This window comes from Spirosoma humi, from assembly GCF_054776575.1.
In genome coordinates, this window is sequence record NZ_BAAHBR010000015.1 from 1200046 (window position 1) to 1225743 (window position 25698).

General features: G+C 51.1%; 14 protein-coding genes. 10 read left to right on the forward strand and 4 right to left on the reverse strand.

The genetic code is table 11. The features are described from left to right. Positions 1-6: 6 nt before the first annotated feature. The 10 genes from ACYU8Y_RS21320 to mnmE all read left to right on the forward strand — a co-directional run bounded on the left by ACYU8Y_RS21320 (position 7) and on the right by mnmE (position 16824). On the forward strand, positions 7-2175 hold the full coding sequence (locus ACYU8Y_RS21320) for a plastocyanin/azurin family copper-binding protein (protein ID WP_460940123.1): 2169 nt from the start codon (positions 7-9) through the stop codon (positions 2173-2175). Positions 2176-2231: 56 nt separating this feature from the next. After that, complete coding sequence (locus ACYU8Y_RS21325; protein ID WP_460940124.1) at positions 2232-4025, forward strand: glycoside hydrolase family 9 protein; 1794 nt, start codon at positions 2232-2234, stop codon at positions 4023-4025. 336 nt (positions 4026-4361) lie between these two features. Continuing rightward, positions 4362-8564, forward strand: coding sequence for an NPCBM/NEW2 domain-containing protein (locus ACYU8Y_RS21330; protein ID WP_460940125.1), 4203 nt, complete (start codon positions 4362-4364; stop codon positions 8562-8564). A 172-nt stretch (positions 8565-8736) separates the two neighbouring features. Continuing rightward, positions 8737-10422 carry an amidohydrolase gene (locus tag ACYU8Y_RS21335; RefSeq protein ID WP_460940126.1) on the forward strand — a complete coding sequence of 562 codons (1686 nt, stop codon included), beginning with the start codon at positions 8737-8739 and terminating at the stop codon, positions 10420-10422. Positions 10423-10540: 118 nt separating this feature from the next. Next, positions 10541-12115 (forward strand): serine hydrolase domain-containing protein, encoded by a 1575-nt coding sequence (locus ACYU8Y_RS21340; RefSeq protein WP_460940127.1) that lies wholly within the window; start codon positions 10541-10543, stop codon positions 12113-12115. 204 nt (positions 12116-12319) lie between these two features. Beyond that, on the forward strand, positions 12320-12844 hold the full coding sequence (locus ACYU8Y_RS21345; protein ID WP_460940128.1) for a GNAT family N-acetyltransferase: 525 nt from the start codon (positions 12320-12322) through the stop codon (positions 12842-12844). A 175-nt stretch (positions 12845-13019) separates the two neighbouring features. Then, a complete protein-coding gene (locus ACYU8Y_RS21350; RefSeq protein ID WP_046575488.1) occupies positions 13020-13400 on the forward strand; it encodes a response regulator in 381 nt (126 codons plus the stop codon). 91 nt (positions 13401-13491) lie between these two features. Next, on the forward strand, positions 13492-14253 hold the full coding sequence (locus tag ACYU8Y_RS21355) for an MBL fold metallo-hydrolase (RefSeq protein ID WP_460940129.1): 762 nt from the start codon (positions 13492-13494) through the stop codon (positions 14251-14253). A gap of 66 nt (positions 14254-14319) precedes the next feature. Continuing rightward, positions 14320-15378 (forward strand): oxygenase MpaB family protein, encoded by a 1059-nt coding sequence (locus tag ACYU8Y_RS21360; RefSeq protein ID WP_460940131.1) that lies wholly within the window; start codon positions 14320-14322, stop codon positions 15376-15378. 66 nt (positions 15379-15444) lie between these two features. Continuing rightward, complete coding sequence (mnmE, locus tag ACYU8Y_RS21365; protein ID WP_460940132.1) at positions 15445-16824, forward strand: tRNA uridine-5-carboxymethylaminomethyl(34) synthesis GTPase MnmE; 1380 nt, start codon at positions 15445-15447, stop codon at positions 16822-16824. 384 nt (positions 16825-17208) lie between these two features. Here the strand turns inward: mnmE and ACYU8Y_RS21370 are convergent, their stop codons facing one another. The 4 genes from ACYU8Y_RS21370 to ACYU8Y_RS21385 all read right to left on the reverse strand — a co-directional run bounded on the left by ACYU8Y_RS21370 (position 17209) and on the right by ACYU8Y_RS21385 (position 24803). Then, positions 17209-19614 carry a TonB-dependent receptor gene (locus tag ACYU8Y_RS21370; RefSeq protein ID WP_460940133.1) on the reverse strand — a complete coding sequence of 802 codons (2406 nt, stop codon included), beginning with the start codon at positions 19612-19614 and terminating at the stop codon, positions 17209-17211. A 92-nt stretch (positions 19615-19706) separates the two neighbouring features. Continuing rightward, positions 19707-20237, reverse strand: a complete 531-nt coding sequence (locus ACYU8Y_RS21375; protein WP_460940135.1) for a hypothetical protein — start codon at positions 20235-20237, stop codon at positions 19707-19709. A gap of 105 nt (positions 20238-20342) precedes the next feature. Further along, positions 20343-21743: a RagB/SusD family nutrient uptake outer membrane protein gene (locus tag ACYU8Y_RS21380; RefSeq protein ID WP_460940136.1), complete on the reverse strand. Its 1401-nt coding sequence runs from the start codon at positions 21741-21743 to the stop codon at positions 20343-20345. Between the two features lie 66 nt (positions 21744-21809). Next, complete coding sequence (locus ACYU8Y_RS21385; protein ID WP_460940137.1) at positions 21810-24803, reverse strand: SusC/RagA family TonB-linked outer membrane protein; 2994 nt, start codon at positions 24801-24803, stop codon at positions 21810-21812. Between the last annotated feature and the right edge of the window lie 895 nt (positions 24804-25698).

Below are 25698 nucleotides of genomic sequence, written 5' to 3' on the forward strand. Positions count from 1 at the left end.
TTACTCATGAATATTAATCATCAGACCATACAACGTTTAGCCCGAACTGCCCTGTTGGCGTCAGGCCTTGCCTGCGTCAGCCATTTGTCGGCTCAGGCGCAAATTCAGTCTAAAACCGGCTTACCCGTCAGTTCCAGCAGCAAACAACCAGCGCCCGCCCCGAAAGGCCTGGCTAAAGTGGAAGCCGATCCCGAAAAAGAAGACGATTTTTATAAACTGATTTCGCTACCCGTTCCCGAAGATATTATTCTGGAGGTCGGTGGTATGGTTACCTTGCCGGATGGTAACCTGGCCGTTTGTACCCGCCGGGGCGAAGTCTGGATTGTATCGAACCCCTACGTCAGCGGGTCGATTCGGCCCACGTACAAACGGTTTGCCTATGGCTTGCACGAGCCGCTGGGACTGGCCTATAAAGACGGGGATATCTATGTTACCCAGCGCAGTGAGCTCACCCGCCTGCACGATGCCGACGGCGACGGTCGGGCCGACTCCTACGACAAAATTTATTCCTGGCCGTTGTCGGGCAATTACCACGAGTATTCATACGGTCCGACGTTTCTGCCGAACGGCAACATGCTCGTAACGCTGAACGTGGGCTGGAGCAACAGCCTGGGCCATGGCGTTAGTCTGGTTCCCTGGCGGGGCTGGACGCTGGAAATTACTCCGGACGGAAAAATGACTCCGTTTGCGGCCGGGATGCGTTCCCCGGCCGGTTACGGCATGAACGCGGCCGGTGATTATTTCTACACCGAAAACCAGGGCGACTGGGTTGGTTCAGGCCGTATTTCGCAGGTTGAAAAAGGAGATTTCCTGGGCAATGCCGAAAGTCTGCGGTGGACGGATATGCCGGGTTCACCGTTAAAAATCAAGCCGCAGGATGTACCGAACACGGGTGAACCCCTGTACGATGTATCCAAAAAATTTACGGCGCTGAAAGCGCCCGCGGTCTGGTTGCCCCACGGTATTCTGGGTATTTCGACATCCGGTCTACTGACAGATAACACGAAAGGAAAATTCGGTCCGTTCGAGAACCAGTTGTTTATTGGCGACCAGGGGCAAAGTATTCTCTCGCGGGTCGATTTCGAGAAGGTAAAAGGAGTCTACCAGGGAGTTGTGTTCCCCTTCCGGGAAGGTTTCTCGTCGGGCGTGCTACGCCTGGTCTGGGGTCACGATGCGTCCATGTTTGTGGGGATGACCAGTCGGGGCTGGTCATCGACGGGGAAAGAGCTATTCAGCCTGCAGCGGGTGGTCTGGACGGGGAAGATGCCCTTCGAGATGAAAACTATCCACGCGATGCCGGATGGTTTCGAAATTGAATTCACCGAGCCGGTCGATGCGGAACTAGCGGCTGACCCGGCGTCTTACAAAGTCACGGGCTTCAATTACAAATACCACGCCACGTATGGAAGCCCGGTCATCAATCGGGCTGGCTGCCCAATTCGGGGTATCGTTGTGTCGAAAGATGGCCTGAAAGCCCGGTTGGTGGTCGATAGTCTGCGTCTGGGCTATATTCACGAAATCACAACGCCCGGTATTCGGTCGAAAGCGGGTCGTGCATTGCTGCACAACGTTGGCTATTACACACTCAATACTATTCCCGATGGTGAAAAGCTGAGCATTGCCACTTCGACACCCGCCCATGACCACGCAGCCATGATGACGGCATCTACGGCGACGTCCCCCCCCGTAAGCCCCCGAGGAACGACAAAGAAAGTAACGGCGGCAAAACCAGCTACAGCTTCCAAAGCCACGGGCAGTACAATGGCTAAACGGATAACCGAAATGCCTTCATCCTGGACCGAGCCTGATTACACCATTAACATGGGCACAAAACCGGGCCTGAAGTTTGCGCCCGAACAGTTTCAGGTGAAAGCGGGCAGCAAAGTACGGGTGGTGTTCAACAACGAGGATGACATGCTTCACAACTTCGTGGTAGTCGCTCCTGGTTCGGCCATTCAGGTAGGCGAACTGGCCATGAAGCTCGGCCTGGAAGGACAGGAAAAGAATTACATTCCGCAGACAGACAAGGTTTTACACCATACCAATCTGCTCCAGCCAAACACCAACGAATCCATTTATTTTATCGCTCCCGAAAAGCCCGGCGATTACATGTACGAGTGCTCGGTACCCGGACATTTTTACGTCATGCAGGGCACAATGAAAGTAGTAAAGTAATTTCCTCAAGCCCGTAAGGTTTATTCGAGACCTTACGGGCTTCATTGATACGCATCATGAATTGTTCAGTCAAGGAACTTGCTACCCTTTCGTTAGGCCTATTGCTTGCTGTCGGAAACCTGGCGGCTCAACCACTTTCCGAGGCCATTCGATTAAATCAGATCGGATTCTACCCAAACAGTGCCAAAATTGCCGTGGTGGTTGGTGAAGCACAGGGGCCTTTTCAGGTAGCGACCTCCGATCTCAAAAAAGTTGTCTTTACCGGTACGCTGGGCAGCGCCCGAAAAAATACCATTTCCGGAAAAACGACCCACTCGGCTGAATTTTCGGCGGTGACCAAACCGGGTACGTATGTGGTAATCATTCCCGGTCTGGGCCACTCCTACCCGTTCGAAATTCGTCAGGATGTTCACCGAAACCTGGCCATCGGAGCGATCAAAGGCTTTTACTACCAACGGGCATCCATTGACTTACCAGCCAACTATGCCGGGCAGTGGGCACGTCCGGCTGGCCACCCCGATACGCGGGTACTTATTCACCCTTCGGCTGCCTCCGCAAATCGTCCGGCCGGAACGGTCATTTCCTCCCCGAAAGGGTGGTACGACGCCGGGGACTATAACAAATACATCGTCAATTCCGGTATCACGATGGGAACGCTGCTCTCCTTGTGTGAGGACTTCCCGGACTATGTCAAAACGTTAAACACGAACATTCCCGAAAGCACCAACAACGTGCCCGACGTGCTGGACGAAGTGCTCTGGAATCTGCGCTGGATGCTGACCATGCAGGACCCCGCCGACGGTGGCGTTTACCACAAATTGACCAACGCGAGTTTCGACGGGATGGTTATGCCGGATAAAGCGACTAAAGACCGTTATGTGGTTGCCAAAAGCATCACGGCAACCCTCGATTTTGCCGCTGTTCTGGCTCAGGCAAGCCGGGTTCTTAAACCGTACAACAAAGAGCTTCCCGGCCTGGCCGATTCCTGTTTATCGATGGCCGTAAAAGCGTGGGGCTGGGCCAAAGCGAACCCAACTAAGCTATACAACCAGCGGGCGATAAATGACACGTTTGATCCGGATATATCGACGGGTACCTACGAAGATCGCAGCGCCGATGATGAGTGGATTTGGGCCGCAGCCGAACTATACGCCACAACAAAAGACGATGCCTATTACACAGCCGTCAAGTTCTTTCCTGATAACAAGACCCCATTGCCTTCCTGGCCACAAGTTCGTACGCTGGCCTACTATACACTAGCCCGGACAGGGAACGGCCTGACCGCTCTTGGCAAAAAGGACCTGCCGAAGGTAAAGCATCAGCTAATCTCGCTGGCTGACTCGCTCATCAATGGCGCAGATCGGCAGGCATTTCAGACGGTAATGGGTAGATCATCGAAGGATTTCATTTGGGGCAGCAGTTCCGAAGCAGCCAATCAGGGCATTGCTCTTCTTCAGGCCTACCGACTTACCGATTCGCCAAACCGCAATCAGTACCTTTACTACGCACTGGCCAATCTGGATTATTTACTGGGCCGAAACGCCGTTGGCTACTCATTCGTGACGGGTTTCGGCGATAAATCGACCCTGCACCCTCACCATCGGCCGTCCGTAGCGGATGGCATCGAAGCTCCCGTACCGGGCCTGCTTTCGGGCGGTACCAACGCCAATGCGGCCCGGCAGGATAAATGTCCGGTTTACACGACCACCATTCCCGACGAAGTATACCTCGATGCCGATTGCTCCTATGCCTCCAACGAAATTGCGATCAATTGGAACGCTCCGCTCGTTTATCTGGCAGCCGCCCTCGAAGCCTTGCAGAGTAATCAGAAAACCCGTATAAACCGCTAGTAATGAACAAACCTGCCATACCTCAAATGCAGGTCAGCCCCCCCGTGGCATGACGGTTTTTTCTGAACAACCGGATCACTTCATATGAACTAATCCAATTGTTCAGAAAAAGCCGTTGTCTATAAAAAACAGATTCTATCTACTTACAAATCAGAATGCAAGCCCGTATCAACTAAGTCCATCTGATTTATTCCAGAATAAGTTGCATTCTCTACTGTTTCACTATACATACCGCTTAATAAATAAACTTTTGGTATTAACTTGCCCCTGTGAATAAAGCAGGCACTGGTTTATTCACACCTCCTAACTACGGTATATACCTATTCTTATTCCTACATGCTTCACTTTTCTAGCCGGAAGAACGGCCGGGCAGGTCGACTGTTTGCCCTTCGAGCAAACATGCTGGTTCTCTTGTGCGCAAGTTGGCAAGTTGCCCTAGCCCAGACAACCTACTACGTCGCTAATTCAGGAAATGACGCCAACAACGGCCGATCGGATGGCTCTCCGTTTCAGACCATTGCCAAAATCAATAGTTTATCTCTTCAGCCGGGCGACGCCATTCTGTTTCGGCGGGGCGATACCTTTCGGGGGACATTAGCCATCCGGCAATCCGGTACCTCGGGCAGTCCTATCGTAGTCGATGCCTATGGCTCGGGCAATAAACCCATTCTTGCCGGGTCGGTCCCGGTTTCCGGCTGGAACAATATCGGCAATAACGTGTGGCAGGCCGATTGCCCTTCGTGCGGAAGCCGGGTAACGGGCCTGTATCGAAACGGCTCCGTGCTTCCGCTGGGCCGGTACCCAAACCTGAGCGATGCCAACAAAGGCTACCTGACCATTCAGTCGCATAGCGGCAAAAACCAGTTAACCAGCCAGCAGGGATTATCTCAGAACTGGACGGGCGGAGAAGCGGTCGTGCGACCCACTCAGTGGATTCTGGACCGGGCCACCATCAGCCAGCAGAACGGAAATACGCTTTCGTTGAACAATTCCAGCAGTTACAACCTGGCCGATGGCTGGGGCTTTTTCATTCAGAATCACCCGGCTACGCTGGATCAGGTTGGCGAGTGGTATTATGACCCTGCCAGCAAAAAGATTCGTTTGTTCGACAATCAGAACAACCCCAATAACCAGCTCATCACAGCCACGGCGTTCAATGAGGGAATAAACCTGACAAATGTATCGTCCATTACGGTTCGGAATGTCAAGATTACGGAAACGCTGAGTACGGGACTGGCCGTGAATGGCGGGTCAAATTTTGTCTTTTCGGGCAATGACATTACGAACTCGGGCGAAGACGGAATTACCATCATCGGCTCGGGCAACAATGTAGTGGCGGAAAACAACCTGTTCGAAGATGCCAACAGCAGTGGACTGTACATTGGACCCTATCAGAATTTCACATTTCGGGGAAATACCCTCCGGCGTATCGGTCTGACACCAGGCCGGGGGAAAAGTGGCGATGGTACCTATTCGGCCGTACAAGCCCTCTGTACGGCCAATACCCTGATCGAAAATAACGTCGTCGATAACGTAGGGTACAACGGCATTGCCGTAGTTACGAATGCAACGGTCCGGTACAACCAGGTGTCCAATTTCTGCCTGACCAAAAGCGACGGGGGCGGCATTTACTCCTGGAATGGCGCGCGCAGCAATGTAGGCGATCTGCATATCGTGTCGAACATTGTCTACAGCGGCATTGGTGCACCGGAAGGAACGCCGGGTGGTGCCTATTCGGGTGCGAACGGAATTTTCCTGGACGACTGCTCTCAGAATGTCGAAGTTGCCAGTAACACGTCGTTCGGGTCGCGGGGAATGGGCATTTTCCTGCGGGGCGTGTCCAGTATAACCGTAAACGGGAACACCAGTTTTAACAACACAGAGGAACAACTCAAGCTTGCCTACAACGGTGCCTGCGCCTTGCGAAACAATGTAGTTCAGAACAATATATTATTCAGCAAATTACCCAATCAGGTCGTAGCGTCTTACGAGTCGAACGCCAATGACCTGGCGAGTTACGGTCAGTTCGACTATAACTATTACATACGCCCCTTCGAAGATCTGTTCAAAATCCGCACGGTTTACAACCCAGGATCAGGCATAACGGGTTCAGATAATACACTGACGGCCTGGCAGGCGATGTATAATAAAGATGCGCACTCGTTTAACAGCCCTGTCACGTACAAGAGCCAGGTTGTCAGCCAGACGGGGGCCAGCCTGCTCACGAATTCATTCAACAGCAACACCGAAGGCTGGAGTGTATGGTCGCCAAATGGCAACGGCCGGGCCGACTGGAACAACGCCAACCGGCTCGATGGCGGGTCACTTCAATTGTCATTTTCCAACAATCAGGCCAATTCTTACCTGCTCGCTACGGTGAATATCGGAGCCGTTTCGCGCGGTAAATCATATCAGTTGCTGTTCGATGGGATAGCGACCGGAAGCAACAAGCGGATTGAACTGTACCCCCGCCAGTTGTCCGGCAGCTACAGCGATCTGGCCCCCCGCAGCGTTCAGTTGATGGGGACGAGCCGGCAGCAGTACGAAGCCGTTTTTACGGCTACAGCCGATGAATCAAACGCCATTCTGGTGTTTCAGGTAACCGGCGACGGGCAAACCGCCTGGGTCGATAATATCCGGCTGAAAGAAGCAACGCTCTCAAGCCTTAATCCAGACGACTACATTAAACTGGTATACAATGCAACGGGTCAGCCCCAGACAACATCGCTGAGCGGCTCTTACCGGGATGCCAAAAACACCCAGTATACCAACCAGATAACCCTGCAGGCCTATACATCGGCGGTGCTGATGAAAGAAGTCAATGCAACGCCCACGCCCCCTCCTACCGTTTCCCTGCGCGACCCTGAAAATCCGGGCAATGCCGTTACAGGTCTTGATTACCAGTACTATGAAGGTTCCTGGAATACCATTCCTGATTTCAACTCGATCAATCCGACAAAGACAGGAACCATTTCCACGGTCGATTTATCCGTTCGCAACCGGGACGAGCAGTTCGGTATCCGCTACAAAGGCTACATCAGCGTACCCACCGACGGAACCTACACGTTCTACACCACGTCCGACGATGGCAGTAAACTCCTGATCGGCACAACCGAAGTGGTCAACAATGACGGTCTGCATGGATCCACGGAGAAATCGGGCACCATCGGGTTGAAAGCCGGAAAGCACGCCCTAACGTTGCCATTCATTCAGGGTGGTGGCGGCCAGAATTTTGTCGTTAGCTACGAAGGACCCGGCATCAGTAAACAAACTATTCCAACGGCCGCATTTTACCGGGTCCCCTCGACGACGACCACCCCAACGACACCCACCGCCGGAAATGGCAGCGGGCTGCTGGGCGAATACTACAATAATGCAACCCTCAATGCACCTGCCGTACTCTCCCGCACGGATGCAACCATTAACTTCGACTGGGGAACGGGCTCACCGGCATCCGGCATCAATGCAGATAATTTTTCCGTTCGCTGGACCGGCCAGGTGCAGGCTCCGGTTACGGGCAACTACGTATTTACGACAACATCGGACGATGGCGTTCGGCTGTGGGTGAACGGCACGATGCTTGTCAATAACTGGACAGTGCACGCGCCAACCAACAACGATGGAAGTGGAATAACCCTCACGGCAGGGCAACGCTACACGATTCAGATGGAGTATTACGACGGTGGTTCAGGTGCCGTTGCCAAACTGCTGTGGGCTTACCCTGGCCAGGGGCAGCAGGCGGTTCCTCAAAACTACTTATATCCGGCCACGGCAAGCACGACGACGCCAACAACGCCATCGGCAGGAACGGGCGTTTACCTGTCGGACCTCAATTGGGTGACTGCCTCAAACGGGCACGGACCGGCGGAGAAAGACCGCAGCAACGGCGAATCAGGCGCGGGCGATGGCCGAACGATTACGCTCAATGGTGTAACCTACCCGAAAGGACTGGGCGTACATGCCTCCTCCGAAATCACCTATAACCTGAATGGTCAGTACACTCATTTTCTGACGGATATGGGCATAGACGACGAGATGACCGACGCGGGCTGCGGAACGGTAAACTTCCAGATCTATGTCGACAATACCCTGGTTTATAGCAGCGGCATCATGACACCTGCTTCGACAACCAAGTCGGTTGACCTGAACGTAGCGGGCAAACAGACGTTGAAGCTGGTCGTTACAAACGGGGGCGACAACGTAACCTGCGACCATGCCGACTGGGCAGGCGCCCGGTTAACCCCCACCAGCGGTGGCCGGCTGGCCAGCCAGGAAACAAACGAGTTTTCGCCGGTACGCATCTTCCCGATACCTGCCCGCGACGAAGTCAGTATCCGGTACATAGCCGAGAGCGAAGGCGAAGTAAGTCTGCAACTGGTAACGGTATCGGCACTGCCCGTGATTGAAACCAGGCATCAGGTAGTAGTGGGCGAGAACCTGCTAAAATTACCCGTCGGTGCGCTTAGCCGCGGCTATTATGTGCTCACACTCGTTCAGGGTAATCAGCGCATTACCCGAAAAGTAATTCTGTCTGAATAACAGGAGCAGACTGCTTCTAGTCGAGCGGATTATGTGGAGTTCTATCCATATAATCCGCTTCTTTTGTTAACAGAAAATTTCCGAAGTCTATAGTTTATTTCTCACTTTAATATAAAATCAATACATTTATGAATTAATAATCTATTTATCAAAATAAAATTTTAGCTTCTCTATGAAATACACCTCTAGAGCACTGTTCTTTTTGTTTACCGTTCCGTCAATACTGTTCGCGCAGGGGACTAAACCCAAAAAGGCTGATAGTCGGTCGAGTGACAAGTTAGAGAAGCTGAAGCAGGAAGCAATTATAGCAATCGATCAGCGTAAAGATCAGGCACAGCAAATTAATGACATGCTGTTCAGCTTTTCTGAACTCGGTTTTCAGGAGGTCGAATCCTTTAATTACTTAACCAAACTCCTCGAAAAAGAAGGCTTTACTATTCAGAAAGGTATTGCCGGGATGCCTACCGCCTGGATTGCGACCTGGGGTTCGGGCAAACCCGTTATTGCCATTGGTTCCGATGTTGACTGCATCCCAAAAGCCAGTCAGAAACCCGGCGTGGCCTATAAAGACGCGATTGTGGAAGGAGCACCCGGCCATGGCGAAGGGCACAACTCAGGGCAGGCACTCAACATCGTAGCGGCCCTGAGCGTGAAGCAACTGATGGAGAAAAATAAATTATCGGGTACGCTGATGCTATGGCCCGGTGTGGCCGAGGAGTTACTCGGGGCCAAAGCATTCTACGTCCGCGATGGATATTTCAAGGATGTAGATGCCTGTATTTTCACCCATGTTGCCGATAATCTCAGCGTTAATTATGGCGATGCAGGCTACAACGGCATGATCTCGGTCAAGTTTTCATTTGAAGGGCAGGCAGCTCATGCAGCTGCGGCTCCCTGGCGCGGGCGAAGTGCGCTGGATGCCGTTGAACTAATGAACATCGGCTGGAACTTCCGGCGCGAACACCTGGAGTTGACCCAACGCTCGCATTATGTCGTGTCTGACGGTGGCGATCAGCCTAACGTTGTCCCCTCCAAAGCATCTGTCTGGTATTATTTTCGGGAGCGATCTTATCCCAAAATCAAAGCCCTGTTCGAGAAAGGCATCAAGGTAGCGGAAGGCGCTGCGCTGATGACCGACACAAAGTTCACCTACGAGATTCTGGGGTCGGCCTGGCCAGGACACTTTAACAAACCAATAGCCTCGGCAATGTATGATAACATCAAACGAATCGGTCTGCCAAGCTGGTCTCCGGATGATCAATTACTGGCCAGGGCCACCCAGAAAGAATTACAATCGCCCAAACGGGATGGATTAGCTATCAAGTTGGATACCATTGGCACGCCGGTTCCTACAGCGCCAACGGTGATGATGGGGGGCCAGTCGATGGTTCCGCTTACGGGTGGTTCGGATGATATTTCGGATATTTCGTGGGCCGTGCCAACGGTCGTGCTTTTGTATCCATCGAATATTCCGGGCTTGCCGGGGCATCACTGGTCCGATGCGATCTCAATGGCAACACCTATCGCCCACAAAGGCATCGTGGCCGGTGCGAAAGTAGAGGCCATGACATTGCTGGATATGCTGCTGAAACCCGAAGTTCTTCAGCAGGCTAAAGCCTATTACACCGATGAACAAACCAAAGACACTAAATATACGCCCCTGATCTCGGCAAAAGAAATCCCGGCCATCTACCTGAATCAGAAGATAATGACCGAGTTCAAGCCAAAACTTGAGAAGTTCTATTACGACCCAACCAAGTATAAAACTTACCTGGAACAACTCGGCATCAAATACCCAACCCTCCGCGACGATCAGCGGGCCGACCTGGAAAAGAAACCCGAAAGCAAGGGCAAGTAAAGCCCATTTGGGCCAATTTCAAAAGTCTCTTCCTGCGAAAAGTCACGCTCCTGGTGTGGCTTTTCGCATTATTCAGTATGTTAGCACACGTAAACCTGTTCCTCACGTCACTTATTCAATGAAACCAATTTTTCCTGTTCTGTTCCTTCTGGCTTCATCGGCACTAGCCCAGCAACCTAATCCAGCCCGCACGACCGCCCATGTGACTGCCTACCAACCACCGGTTTTTACGGACCCTGACCGAGTAAAAAAGCTGGAAGCGGCCTTCCCCACTGTTGAAAAGCTGTACAAAGATTTCGCTGAAAAACGGCACATACCTGGTCTGGCCTTTGGTATTGTGGTCGATGGCAAGCTCGTTTATTCGGGTGGTTTCGGCTACACAAACGTAGCGGCCAAAACACCAGCTACGCCCAAATCGATGTTTCGGATTGCCTCGATGACGAAGAGCCTGACGACGATGGCAATTCTTAAACTCCGTGATGAAGGCAAACTCCGGCTCGACGATCCTGCAGAACGGTACATTCCTGAGCTTAAGTCGCATAAATACCTCACCGCCGACGCCCCCCTCATTACGGTTCGCAACCTGATGACGCACTCGGCCGGTTTTCCCGAGGATAATCCCTGGGGCGACCGCCAGCTCGCCGACTCCGACGAGGATCTGACAAAGCTCATCAAAGGCGGCCTCTCGAACGCCAACGTACCGGGTTTCGCCTACGAATACAGCAACCTTGCTTTTGCCATGCTGGGCCGGATTATTACCGTTGTGTCGGGAAAGCCTTACCAGCAATACATCACCGGAAACATCCTGAAACCGCTGGGGATGAACGATACCCAATGGGAATACGCCAATGTCCCCGCCGACAAACTGGCCCTGGGGTATCGCTGGCAGGACGATGGTTCAGGAACCGAAAAATGGCTCGCCGAACCCCTGCTCCACGACGGTTCTCATGGTGCTATGGGCGGATTGATTACATCTATCGAAGACTTTAGTAAGTATGTAGCCGTGCATGAGGCTGCCTGGCCGCCACGCAATGACATTGACAACGGCCCGATCAAACGCAGCTCTATTCGTGAGATGCAGCAGCCCTGGACGTTTGCCGGCCTTTCCGCCCAGGCTAAAAATTCAGCCGGGCAACTGTGCCCGGTCACGAGTGGCTATGGCTACGGCCTACGCTGGAACAAGAACTGCATAGGGCAGGTCGACGTGGGCCATAGCGGGGGCTTGCCCGGCTTCGGCAGCCAGTGGCGTATTCTGCCCGACTATGGTATTGGCGTCATCGTTTACGGCAACCTGACCTACGCGGGCTTTGGCCCCGTCAACTCGGCGGTGCTCGATACGCTGGTGGCCATCGGCAAACTTCAACCCCGTCAACTCCCCGTATCCAGCATCCTGGCCCAGCGAAAAGCCGAGCTGCTTAAGCTATTGCCCAACTGGACAAACGCCGAACAAAGTGGCATTTTTGCGGAGAATTTCTTCCCCGACGAATCGGTAGCCCTGCGCCGGAAGGTGGTGCAGGACTTATACACGAAAGCGGGAGCCATCAAACGTATTGGTGACCTGATTCCCGAAAATCAGCTACGGGGCCATTTCCTACTGGAAGGCGACAAAGCCAACATCGACGTCTTTTTTACCTTAACGCCCGAAAACCCCGCCCTGATTCAGCAACTTGACTTTCAGGAGGTGCCTAAATAGCTTACGCACTTTGCATGGTCTATTCGTTGGATGGCGAGTCGGTACCGAGTTGGTTTACCCTATGTTGCCCTTACCTTTCCGTTCAACCCCTGGTAAACACAATAGTTTTTCGTCGATAGGGGTTGGCCAAACGGTTTGTCATACTCGTTGTATCACTAATGTGGCTTTTGCCAGGGCCATTCCTTGTACTTTACTTTTCTAACCGTGACCGCAACCCAACAAGATCCCATATCGACCGCTACGGAACAGGACATACCTGCTCTGGTCAGTTTAGTGAACAGTGCTTACCGGGGCGATAGCTCGCGTAAGGGATGGACTACCGAAGCGGACCTGCTGGGCGGTACCCGAACCAGTGAAGAGTCCTTGCGGGAGGTGTTTCAGACCCCAAACGCCCAGATCTTAAAATACGAAGACATGGGCACGCTGCTAGGCTGTGTTTATCTGGAAATAAAAGGGAACGACCTCTATTTGGGCATGCTGACCGTTTCGCCCGATGCGCAGGCCCAGGGCATTGGCAAACAATTACTAAACGCGGCTGAACAACTGGCGATCGACAGGAAATGCCGCGCGGTTACAATGACCGTCATCACGGTACGACACGAGTTGATTGCCTGGTATGAACGACGCGGTTATCAGCCAACCGGCAGCAGACAGCCTTTCCCCGACGATCCAAAGTTTGGCATCAAAAAACAGCCTCTGGAGTTTATGGTCATGGAAAAAATTCTATGACTTCGGCGAAGAGCAACCCGCCATTTGGTACACTACTGGCAGTCAATGCACATACCGTGCGTCTATCGACCAAAAAAATGAGTTTGGTACCAGCGGAATCCAAACCCTTTTTGCGTTTGCCGATTTAACTCTATAATTTCACCACAGTATAACGAATCACGATCTCTTAAGCCCTATGTCAGCTTCCAAACGCGTCCTGATTGCCGAAGATAGCTCTGTTATCCAGAATCTGGCCCGCAAAATTCTTGAGTTTCAGAATTACGACATCACCGCCGTAAAAAACGGAGAACAAGTCCTGCAAATTCTGGAAAAAGAAGATTTCAGCATTCTCCTCCTGGATATCAACATGCCGCTCATGGACGGTATGGAATGCGTTCGGCGGGTTAGGGCACTCCCCGAAAAAGAAAAAGCCAGTGTGCCCATCGTGGCCATCACCGGTAATGCTAAAAATTACACGGAAGAAGAATTCAAAACCGCCGGGTTTAACGACGTTTTGGTAAAACCCCTCAATTTCGACCGCCTGGTTGAAGTCGTTAATCAATTGACGGATAAATAATGTTGACTGAGTGAATGATAGAATGAGTGAATATTATCCAGCTACTTTTATTCACTCATTCTATCATTCACTCAGTCAACATTAACTCTTTATGCTGATCACGCTGCTCGGTACGGGAACATCGTCGGGAGTGCCGCTTATTGGCTGTACTTGCGAGGTATGCCGTTCGGTTGACTTTCGGGACAAACGACTCCGCACGTCCGTTCACCTGGCGATAGACGGTCGTAGTTTCGTCATTGATACGGGGCCTGATTTCCGCCAGCAAGTCCTGCGACTTAACCTGATGCAGCTCGACGCGGTTCTGTTCACGCACGAGCATAAAGACCATACGGCAGGTCTGGATGAAGTCAGAGCCTACAATTTCCGGTCTGGAAAAGATATTCCCGTTTATGGCCGGCCCAGCGTTCTGGCGCAGCTCCAACGCGAATTCGCCTATGTCTTCGCCGAAAAAAAATACCCCGGTACGCCCAGCGTTCAGCTTCATAATCTGCGTAATGAGTCATTCGATGTACTGGGAGTTCGGTTCACTCCCATCGAAGTGATGCACCATAAACTCCCTGTTTATGGCTACCGGGTGGGCGATTTCACGTACCTCACCGATCTGAATTACATTTCCGACGAGGAATTGACGAAAGTTCACGGCACTAAAGTCCTGGTGCTTGATGCGCTTCAGCGTCAGCCGCACATTTCCCACTTCACGCTGGATGAAGCCATTGCGCTCGCCAACCGCATTGGTGCCGACCGAACTTATTTCGTCCACATCAGCCATAAGTTAGGCCTGCATCGGGAAGTGGAACAGGAACTGCCCCCCAACATCCGGCTGGGCTACGACGGGCTGCAACTTACGATCTAGTCTGGGGCAATCTGCCAAAACCAATTCCGTCCACGCATCGTTACCCGTGTAGACTACAGTCATACGATGCCGACGCTCATAAAGCCTTCCCGCCCTTTTACGGACACGCTATTGGATCATTACCGCCAGCAGGGCGATCCACCTGCCGATGCGGTCATTGCTGCCGTTGTGGATGCCGAAACGATGGTCGGCCTACGAACCTTGATGCAGTGGCTGGCCGATACAACCGACTTTTCGTTGACAGCGCAGCATCCGGCAGTACAGGCTTTCTTTTCGGATTATGCCTCTATGCCTGACTGGGCGGATGCTGACCGGATGAAGCGGGGTATGGCCTTTTTTAAGAAACACGCCCAACAAATTGGGTTGACTCTGGGCTTCTTCTCCCTCCCCTTCTCCTATCTTGGTGCCAACGGAGCGCAGGTGCTGTGGCTGACCGAACGAATTAAGAACGACACCACACGCCGATTGCAGGAAACCGGCGAATGGGTCTCGGCGGTCAACGACCCGAAAGAATGGGTATCTCGAAAGGCAATTAGCCGAACCCAGAAAATCCGGTTGATTCATGCCGGGGCCCGGTGGTTTTCCCTGCACTCCAAACGCTGGGACATGGCCTGGGGCTACCCGGTCAATCAGGAAGATATGGCCGGAACCAATCTGGCGTTTTCGTATATCGTTCTGTTAGGTCTGCGCAAGCTAAACGTCTCCATGACCGAGCAGGAAGAAGAAGATTACCTGCATCACATCAATGTAGTGGGCTATATCAATGGCGTAGCGGAAGAGCTGATGCCTCAAAACCTGCGGGAAGCCTACAACCTGGGCAACGCGATTGCCCGGCGGCAGTTTGCGCCTTCTGAAGCAGGTGTGGGCCTGACCCGCTCGTTGTTGAACGCCGTAGCAACTGGTATCGGAGCGGCTCAATCGTCGCCAGCAGTAGCTAGCCAGCCAGGCGCCCGGAAGTCGACCTCAACGGGCTCAGAAACAATCCGGAACCTGGCAGCCGGTGAAATGCGTTTCTTTCTGGGCGACCAGTATGCCGATTGGCTCGGGATACCCAATACACCCGTCGAAAAGCGGCTGGCCGGACTCATAAACCGCCTGCCCATTTTTCCGAATACATTTAAATAGTTTGTCGATTGTGGTTAGTGATTATTCAGGAGCCAGCCAACGACAAGCCACAAACCACAACGAAACTTGTATCAGTTAGAACCCATCGCTGCGCTCGCTACTGCGCCCGGTATCGGTGCCATTGCCGTTTTGCGCGTGTCGGGCGAAGGAGCCATCGAGTTAACCAATCGCCTGTTCAAGGGAAAAGACCTCACACAGCAGGCCAGTCACACAGCTCATTTCGGCACGATTCGCACCCAAACCGGTGGCATCATCGACGAAGTATTGGTAACAATTTTTCGGGGGCCAAAGTCATTTACGAAAGAAGACGTTGTTGAAATTTCCTGTCATGGGTCGGAGTTTATTATCCAGCAGATTCTGCATCGGCTTATGCAGGAAGGCGTTCGGCTGGCGCGGCCAGGTGAGTTCACCCAACGGGCGTTTCTGAACGGCCAGTTCGACCTTGTTCAGGCCGAAGCCGTGGCCGACCTGATTGCGTCGGATTCAGATGCCAGTCACCGGGCCGCCCTGAATCAACTACGCGGTGGTTTTTCCCGGCAGTTGAAAGATTTGCGGCAGCAACTTATTGACTTTGTGGCCTTAGTGGAACTGGAGCTGGATTTTGGCGAAGAAGATGTTGAATTCGCCCACCGGGACAAGCTTCGCCAACTGATGCTCGACATACGCCGTGTACTCCACCCCCTGATCGACTCCTTTTCAACCGGCAACGCGATCAAAAATGGTGTTCCAACGGTCATCATCGGCAAACCTAATGCGGGAAAATCCACCCTGCTCAACGCACTCTTGAATGAAGAGAAGGCGATTGTTTCCGACATTCCCGGTACTACCCGCGATGTCATTGAGGACGAACTCTTTCTGGATGGGATTCGCTTCCGCCTGATCGATACGGCTGGGTTACGCCAAGCCACTGACCAGATCGAAGCCATCGGCATTGAACGTACACAGCAGAAAATGCGTGACGCATCCCTTGTCGTTTATTTGTTCGATGGACCCGCCATTGACGCGGCTAACCTGCATGAAGTCATCCGTGAGATACATCAATCAGGAAAACCCTACCTGCTGGTCGGCAATAAGGTCGATTTGATGACGGAAGCCAAACACGAAGCCTTAGCCCCTACCCTTGCCAACGAGCGGGTCATCTGGATCTCAGCGGCTAAACAAACGCACCTCGACGAATTGAAAGCGGCACTTTCGGCCCGCGTCCGTACGGATTCCGCCGTACAAACGGGCAGCGCCGTTGTAACAAACGCCCGTCACTACAATCACCTCACCGGCACGGATGATGCCCTCGCTCGTGCCATTGCCGGACTGGATTCCGGCGTTACCCCGGACTGGTTAGCCATGGATTTGCGGGTTGCCCTACAACATTTGGGCGAACTGACGGGAGAAATAACAACGGACGATTTACTCGACTCAATATTCAGCAAGTTCTGCATTGGGAAGTAATTACCCTCACAAACCCATTAAAAACGGTACCAATAAGGCACTCGAATACCCCCGTAAACGCTCCTGTCAATATCTTGGCGGCAGCTTGAAAATCTCCGAGCTAAGACATTCAAGAAATGTCAGGAATGCCGCACCTATCGGGCCATAAACAGGGTGTATCGCCCGAAAATCAGAAATAGTGCGGGCACTATCATTTGTTCAATATAAGGTTATTGATGAACCCAACAAACTGCTGAAGTGGTGCTTTGCTGTGGTTAACGGTTTCTATTTGTCAGACGGCCCAGATAAATCGCTAGCAAAAATGGCTAGCGTAGCCAGAGAAGAAGACTAATGTCCATAAATCGACGGACTAAAACCCGCCGATTTATGGACACTGAAACGTCGCTAAAATGTTGCTCGTACTGAAACAATCAAGTTTCGACCCGGAGCCACAAGCCCTGAGCTGTAGGGTCGATACCGTTGATCGGTCAGATTTTCAAGCCCTGCATTGAGTGACAGGTAATTCAACAGTTGGTACTGAGCTTTTACGTTGAGGGTATACCAACTTGGCGAATACGGTTTCCCGTCGGCATCAATGGCATACATGTAATCCTTGCTCTGTTCTTCCTGCGCTAATCCTTTGTTGGTCACACCGCCGTTATAAACGCCATATAGTTCAGCCCGTAGCCGTTTCGCGGTGTAGCTGAACCGGGTAATGCCAAAATAAGGAGCTGCGTGCCGGAGTGGACTGGTTGTACCATCGTCCAGTTCCTCGTCGCCTTTTTGATACGTAAATTGCGACGACAACCGAAAGCCATTTCGTAGGTTGATTTCCAGACCGGCCTGTAATCCATATACCCTGGCCTGGGCTGCATTCTGGATCGCCTGCACCTGACTGAGTTCGCCATTATACACAATACTGTCTCGGCCATTCAACGTAAAATTGCGACGTACCAGCGCATTATCCAGCAAGGTATAATAACCCGTTACATCCACTTTAACTGAATGGCCAATCGTTTTGGCAATGCCGATTTCGGCGTTATAGGCATACTCGGCCTTGAGCGATGGGTTTGGAATCACGACCGAACCCGGCGCCGAATCGAACACTTTACCGATATCATCCACATTGGGCGACCGGAAACCTGTCGACAAATTGGCACTCAGCATCCAGGATTCCGAAGGACTGTAAACAAGTCCGGCGCTACCGGTGAGTGCTCCATTATTGAGTTTCGCGGAGGTGAATGGGAACGGATAAAACGTAGTTTCGAACTGAGAATGCAGGACAAACTGGTTATAGCGGGCACCCGCCTGAAACGTCAACTGATCGCTGGCTTTCAACTGATAGGTTAGATAAGCGGCATAGGATGCCCAGTTCGATTTTGGGTAGCGGGGAGCGCCGGGTGTCGTAGCATTGGTGACGATATCCAGATTAGAAGCGGTAGAAACAACGTTGTTGTAGATTGCGTCAACGCCATAAAATACGCGCTGTTTCTGGTCAATCTGCTTGTTGAAATCGACGCTGGCTGAAAATGCATTGACTTTTTCCAGCGTAGTTCGGCGCTGAGGGGTGTTAAAATCCCGGTCTATCCGGCTTTCTTCAAAGAATTGATGCGCCAGCCGAATCGTCATTTGATCGTAGATGCCTGCCGATTTGGTGTGGGTCATCGTCAGATTATTCATCATCCACTCCTGCGGCCCGTACTTCCATTCGGCACTTCGGGGTAAATTACGCCGGTAGCGTAGCAACCGGTCATAACGTGCATAATCGGACGTGTTCGAGTAATGAAATCCATAATCGAAGGTCCATTTTTCGTTTGGCTTGACCCGTACTTTCTGGGTCAGATTAAGCTGTGAATACCCACTTGGACGTTGTATCTGGGGATCGGCATTCCTGATGACCACATCTTTCCCGTCGATTCGTTCCACATATTCCTTGCGGAGGTATTCATCCGGACCGTTCGTACCCATGCGCAAATCGCCAAAATTGTTGTGCGATATACTGGTAGCGATAGCCCACTTTTGCCAGCCGACATTCACATCAACATGACCCGTGAGTTCACCATTAGCCGATGAATAACGACCCACGGCCGAACCCGATACAAAGGTCTTGGCACTTGTGGACAGTTTGGGCGTCAGCGTATAGAAGCTCATCACACCCGCAATGGCATCGCTCCCGTACATAACCGATCCCGGACCAAACAGTACTTCGGTATTGCTGATCGCGAACGGGTCGAGCGAGATCACATTTTGCAGGTTTCCACTTCGAAAAATAGCCGTGTTCATGCGAACCCCATCGACGGTGATCAACAGCCGATTGGTCGAAAAGCCGCGAATCATAGGACTGCCCCCTCCCTGCTGACTTTTCTGGATAAACACCTCACCCGACATACCCAACAAATCAGCCGCTGTTTGCGGATTCTGGAAGGCTACATCTTTTGCCGAAATCGTGGTGATTTTGGCGGGAATATCGCGTCTTGACTGATTCCAGCGGTTGGCCGTTACAACCACCTGATCCAGCGAAATGTGAGCTGGTTTTACGTAAATAGTCCCATTTGTTTTGACCAACTCGTCGTAGGTCAGGATTTGTGTTTCGTAACCAACCGTCCGAACCTGAATTTGGGTAGCGCCTTTAAATGCCGAAATAGTCACTTTCCCGTTGGCATCTGTCATGGCTGATGCTTTCGGGTTTTCGCTCGAAAGCGTTGCCCGTTCGAGCGGTCTGTAATCCTGCTGATCTTTCACGGTTATCTCCTGGGCGTAGCTTGTGAGGCAAGTACCCAGCAGTAAGCCGAGAATTATAATTTTTTTCATTTCTCCTGAATTAGTGTCAAAGCATGCAGATAAATAGATTCTTAGCTAGCTTCATTTTCAGACGCTAGCCAGTGAAAATCCAGTACGTGACACTATGATTCCGGCGGGAGAAGGGGTGGGGACAGCGCGATACGTATTAGCGCAAGCTTGGTAAAATAGTATCTAGCGCGGGCAACATACACGCAAGACGGTCTTGCCTGCCAATGGGTGAGTTCCTGATAATAGAGCGGTTTTAAGAAAATGAACTGTTCATCCGAGTCACCTGCCTCCGCAGTGGAACCCACCACCCATGTCATTAACGTTTCGAGTTGCCTATTCAAGCGGGTTTCTTCCTTATCCCACAGGCATTTATACCGGATGCTATCGCCATTTACAGTCGTTTCGATCAGATCATACATCTGACCTTTGTACTCAAATTCCCAATCATGTTCCCAGTGCAGCTGCTTCTTGCTGTCTGAAATAGAAAATTTCAGCAGCACGATTTCATTTGCATCTATGCCTTTGCGAATCTGCTCGGCAACCTCCTCTTTAACCTCTTTTTTTTGGGATTGCAGGATCGTATACGTCCCCCAGAAAGGAACGCCAAGCGAGAACAATAGCAGTATAACAAGCAGGATTTTCAAACAGGTAAACCATATACCTTCGAACAGCCAACGCCAGGAGGCATTTTCTGTCCGAAGGCATTTTAATTGAGTGTTTACACGCAGTAGTTGGGCAAAATAGCCCCCTTATTTGTACCCATCGTTCTGAACCAATTTCTTGTTCGAGTCGATGTCGGCCAGGGGAATTGGGAAGATTTGCCGACCCGCATTGCTCAACGTAACGGGTGGCCCGTTTTTCCGGCTTACCTGCACCAGTTTCGTCAAGGCTTGGTTCGTGCGAACGAGGTCAAAGAAGCGGTGACCTTCAAACGCCAGTTCCAGTTTACGCTCCTGCCAGATGGCCTCCAAGGTTGGCTGTAGGCCCGTAACCGTCAGACTTTCTACACCCGCCCGGTTTCTGATTTTATTTAAATCGGCTAATGCCCCCGACAAGTCGCCCGACTGGGCACGCGCTTCGGCCCGGTTCAGGTAAATTTCCGCAATCCGAATGATATGGGCATTGTCGATATTACCCGGTTTCTGGTACTTGGTCGAATAATAGACGTTCACGGTATTATCTCGGGCTATCATTTTTCCCCGAACGTCCTTTGGATTGGCGATCAACTCCTGATAAAAGCTCTCGTGAATAGCAATGTCGCCCCGGCCGCCCAGACTTGATGGAAAATACCAGTTCCGCATACCACTCTGGTCAGTACTACCAAAGTTCAGTTCGAAGATGGACTCCGCCGTGAATTTTCCGGAGAAGATACTTTCATAGGACGTTTGCAATACGTATTTCGGGTCAGCAATCACGTCATTCGCGTATTGCAAAACCTTGGCAGGTTGTTTAAGGTATAAATAAAGCCGCGAGAGCAAGGCTTTGGCCGTGCCTTTAACCGCCTGTGCCCGTGTGGTGATATCCGACGGGTAAGACTCTGGTAATAATTCAAGCGATTTTACAAGATCGCTTTCTATCTGGTCGTAGGAGGCTTTTAAGGTAGGACGACTTGGATACAAGGTTTCATCGACCGTTTTGGAAGGCGTCAGCACAATGGGAATTCCCAACGTGCCCACTACATCGGGCACACCGGCATACACGCGAGTCAGGTCAAAATAAACCAGTCCTCTCAGGAAATACGCCTGGCCCAGTAATACATTCTTTTCGGCAGCGGTCAGGTCTGCCAGGTTTGGCACATTGGCGATCAGCGTATTGGCGATGTTGATGGCCCGATAGCCGCGTGTCCACAGGGCTGCGTTCTCCCGATTGGCGGGTGCTGTTACGTAGGTATCCATCTCCCGGTAAAAATCCCAGGTACCCACACTCTGCGAAATGTCGGATGCCACGTCGCTCATCAGTTGAAAATTACGGCCATAATAGTTGCCGTCCTGAAGCTGGTTATACAAGCCTGCCAAAGCTGCATTGGCGCCCTTCTTGTTTGTCACGGCAATGGATTCGGCTACTTCGGCCTGTGGCAACTGATCGAGTACGTTGCAGGCAGAAAACACGCTGACCAACCCGGCCAGTAAAAGTGTATTAATAGGTTTCATGATACAAAGTCGATTAGTGAATGCTCTGATAAAAAGGGCATTCATGAAAGAAAGTGTTAGCTGGCGTTAGAAACTAACATTGAGTCCGGCCATATACACCCTGGGCTGTGGCATCGTAAAGAACTCAATACCCTGGGTCAGATTGGTCGATGCGGTACCGGTCATTTCTGGGTCAAGGCCGGTGTATTTGGTGAACGTGAGCACGTTCTGACCCGACACGTAAATGCGCAAATTTGACAGGTGGAGTTTATCCAACAGTGGTTTAGGCAGCGTATAGCCGAGCGAAATATTCTTCAACCGCATGTATGAACCATCTTCCAGAAACCGCGACGGCCGGAGGTTGCCCGCGTAGTTTTCAGCGCTCATTTTAGGGATCATTGTCTGATCGCCCGATTTCTGCCAGCGATCGAGCTGGCTGGTCATAAAGTTTGTGTTCCGTGTTCCGCCGTGTTCACCGAAGAATCGGTTCCAGTGCAATTGCTTGTTGCCTGACGAATACTGAAAGAAAAACATCAGATCGAAACCTTTGAAATTCAACGTGTTCGTGATGCCGCCGAAGAATTTCGGATTGGCATTGCCCACAATTTTTCGGTCAACGTTCGCGTCAAATTTGCCATCGCCGTTTACATCGGTCCAGATGGGTGCACCCGTTTCCGGATTTACCCCTAGTTGCTCGTGCAGATAGAACGAGTACATCGAATAGCCTTCCTCGTAGCGGTAGATGTCCCGGTTATAAACCGTAAACGGGGCTGCCAGTTTGGTTAGTTTATTCGTGTTGGTGGCAATGTTGAAGTTGACATTCCAGCCAATTTTCTGGTCGTCGCCTTTTAAGATATCGGCGTTGATACCCAGTTCAACCCCTTTGTTTTGAACGGCACCGTAATTCTGCACCAACGTATTAAATCCGGACGTGCGCGGGACCGGAACAGCCAGCAACAGATCGGTGGTATTTTTAACGTAGTAATCGGCGGTAATTTTCACCCGGTTCTTAACGATACCCAAGTCTAAACCAACGTTGGTCTGGGTCGTTGTTTCCCATTTCAGATCCTGGTTGGCCAACTGAATGGGTGCTATGCCCGGCAGATCAACGTAAGCCGATGAACCAGACGGCGCACCCAGATCGTCCAGATTACCACCCCACAAGCCAATTGACTGGAAGTTGGTGATACCACTCTGGTTGCCCGTCAGCCCGTAGCTCCCCCGAATTTTAAGGATATTCACGAACGATATACCTTTCATGAATGACTCTTCGGAGAGTAACCAGCCCAGAGCCACCGACGGGAACGTACCCCAGCGGTTGTCGCGGCCAAAGCGGGACGAGCCATCGCGCCGGACATTGACCGTTGCCAAATACCGGCTTTTATAATCGTAAACGATACGTCCAAACAGTGAAGAAATCCCCCAACTGGTACCTTCGGATGTACCCCGTTGCACAGCCGCCGATATAATCCGGGTGAAGTCATTGCTTGGAAACTGCTCGCCAGTGGCCGTAGTACGATCAAATGTCGATTCCTGCATTGACGTACCAACCAGTGCATTGATGGAATGATCGCCAAACGAGCGCTGATACGTCAGGACGTTCTCCTGAATCCAATTGTTGTCCCGCGAGTTAAGCGATTGGCCGAACCCGTTCCGGGATGCGCCGTTATTCAGAAACGTATTGTCGTATAGATCTTCCTGAATATTCGAATAATCAAGACTAAAGGTGCTGCGTAAATTCAGACCGGGGAGAATATCATATTGCGCGTATACATTGGCCAGAAACCGATTTGTATTCATCTTGATATTGTTGTTCTCAACGGCGGCAATGGGGTTCTCGAAGGTACCAAACTTGGTATACGAGCCGTCGGCCTGGTAGAAAGGCAGATTTGGTGGTAGGAAAAACGCACCCGACAGCGCGCCGGAAATGTTATCGTCGCTCCGAATTAGATTGCGCCTGCTTCGGGCAAACAGGACGCTCGTTCCTACCTTGACTTTGTCGATCGGTGTAAAATCAAGATTGACGCGTCCACTGGTTCGTTTGAAGTCCGAACCTTTTATGACTGCTTCCTGAAGAAAATTATTTGCCGATACCAGGTACTGCACTTTCTCGCTGCCGCCCGCTATTGACAAATCATAATTGCGGATTGCGCCATCCTGAAAGATACGGTCACTCCAGTTGCTGTTTGTCGTACCGGCTGGATTCGCATAGGTGGGTTTCTGCCCGTTGTTTACATTCGCTTCGTTGATGAGCGTTTCGAACGTAGTGCCGTTGACAACAGCGGGTTTACGCCATAATTGTTGCGTGCCCTGATACGTACCAAAACTGATCTTCGCTTTTTTGTTAGCCCCCCGTTTGGTTGTGATCAGCACGACCCCGTTGGCTGCCCGTGCTCCATAAATAGCCGTTGCCGAAGCATCCTTAAGAATTTCCATGGAAGCAATATCGGCCGGATTGATATCCGCGATCGGATTGGTCGTACTACCACCCAAACCAATACCAGACAGGTTGTTCGACTGAATCGGGATGCCATCTACTACGTATAACGGGTCGCTGGAGCCGTTGATGGAGGTTGTTCCGCGTACGCGTACCTGCATACCACCACCCGGTGTACCGGAGTTAGCACTCACCTGAACACCGGCTGCCCGCCCTTGCAGGAGTTGATCGCTACTAGGAGCTGGGATATTTTCAATGGATTTGCCACTTACGGAGGCAATAGAACCCGTCAGCGTTTTCTGGGCTTGAGTACCATAGCCCGTGATGACCACTTCGGACAGTTGTTTGGTGTCAGGCAACAGCTTGATGGTGATTTTGCTTTGGTTGCCAATCAATACTTCCTGCGCCTGAAATCCGATCGATGAGAAGAGCAATGTTCCGCCCTGATCAGGTACCGACAGCTTAAACGCCCCGTTGGCATCGGTAGTTACCCCCGTACTTGTTCCTTTCAAAATCACGTTTACGCCCGGCAGATCAGTACCGTCTTCGCTATTGGTTACGTTGCCGGTAAGCGTGCGCGCCTGGCCAAACAGGGACATTGTCGACAGGCACAAGAGAAAGATGAGTAGAGATGTTTGTCTCATAATGTAGACGGCTGCCATAAGGCGGGTTTTATATTAAAAATAGATTAAAACTGGGTAATATGGGGCGGCAAATTCCAGCCTCTACTAATCACAGTTTGGAATTTGTCTAAAAAAGGATATGCATATTAGTAACAACTGGCATCGAGAGTAGCACGACACCATATCGCCGTATTCTTGGATAAGAATAGGTATAAAAGGAGAAAATACTATTTTATGCGTTTGCAAAATAGTATTTTGCTAAATGCGGGATTGCAAAAGATTTTCGCTTGCTAATGTAGGGATTCGCCATAGGCAACGCAAATATTACCCTATGAAATAGTTTAGCTTTTTTTAGAAATATTGATTGTATTCTTCGCTGACCATATCGTTAATAACAGTCTTAAACAATCTTACGGAAATAAATAGCTAAAACTATTTTAGAACTATTTTTTTAATTTATATTATTTTAACCATCCAATATTTTCAATATTACATTAAATTATAATTAAAATTGGATTTACTGAAAATAGTAATGAATATTTGAACCGGGTTTGCAGAAGATACAGCGTAACGCATTGGTATAAGCAAACTTTTCGAGTCCATTTCCCAAAAAGTATAATAACCGTTTCCAGGCAGGAGATGTCCGTCATGATGTTTCGCCTATTTAATTCTGGCTTGTGTGCTCTATGCACGATTTGTTAGACATACGGTTATACCAGCGACGGCAGAAATTCTGTAACTACGGCGATACGGCTGAGCTTGGTATGCTTGCCAATAGAAATACCCTTTACTTTTCTTGTACTATAAGCCAACCTACGCAGACCTGTACATGAACTCTCCCTAAAAATCCCTCAAAAGGAAGTCCTCTAGTACTCCAGGTATCAGAAAATTCAATTGCTAATCAAGCCCCCTGCCC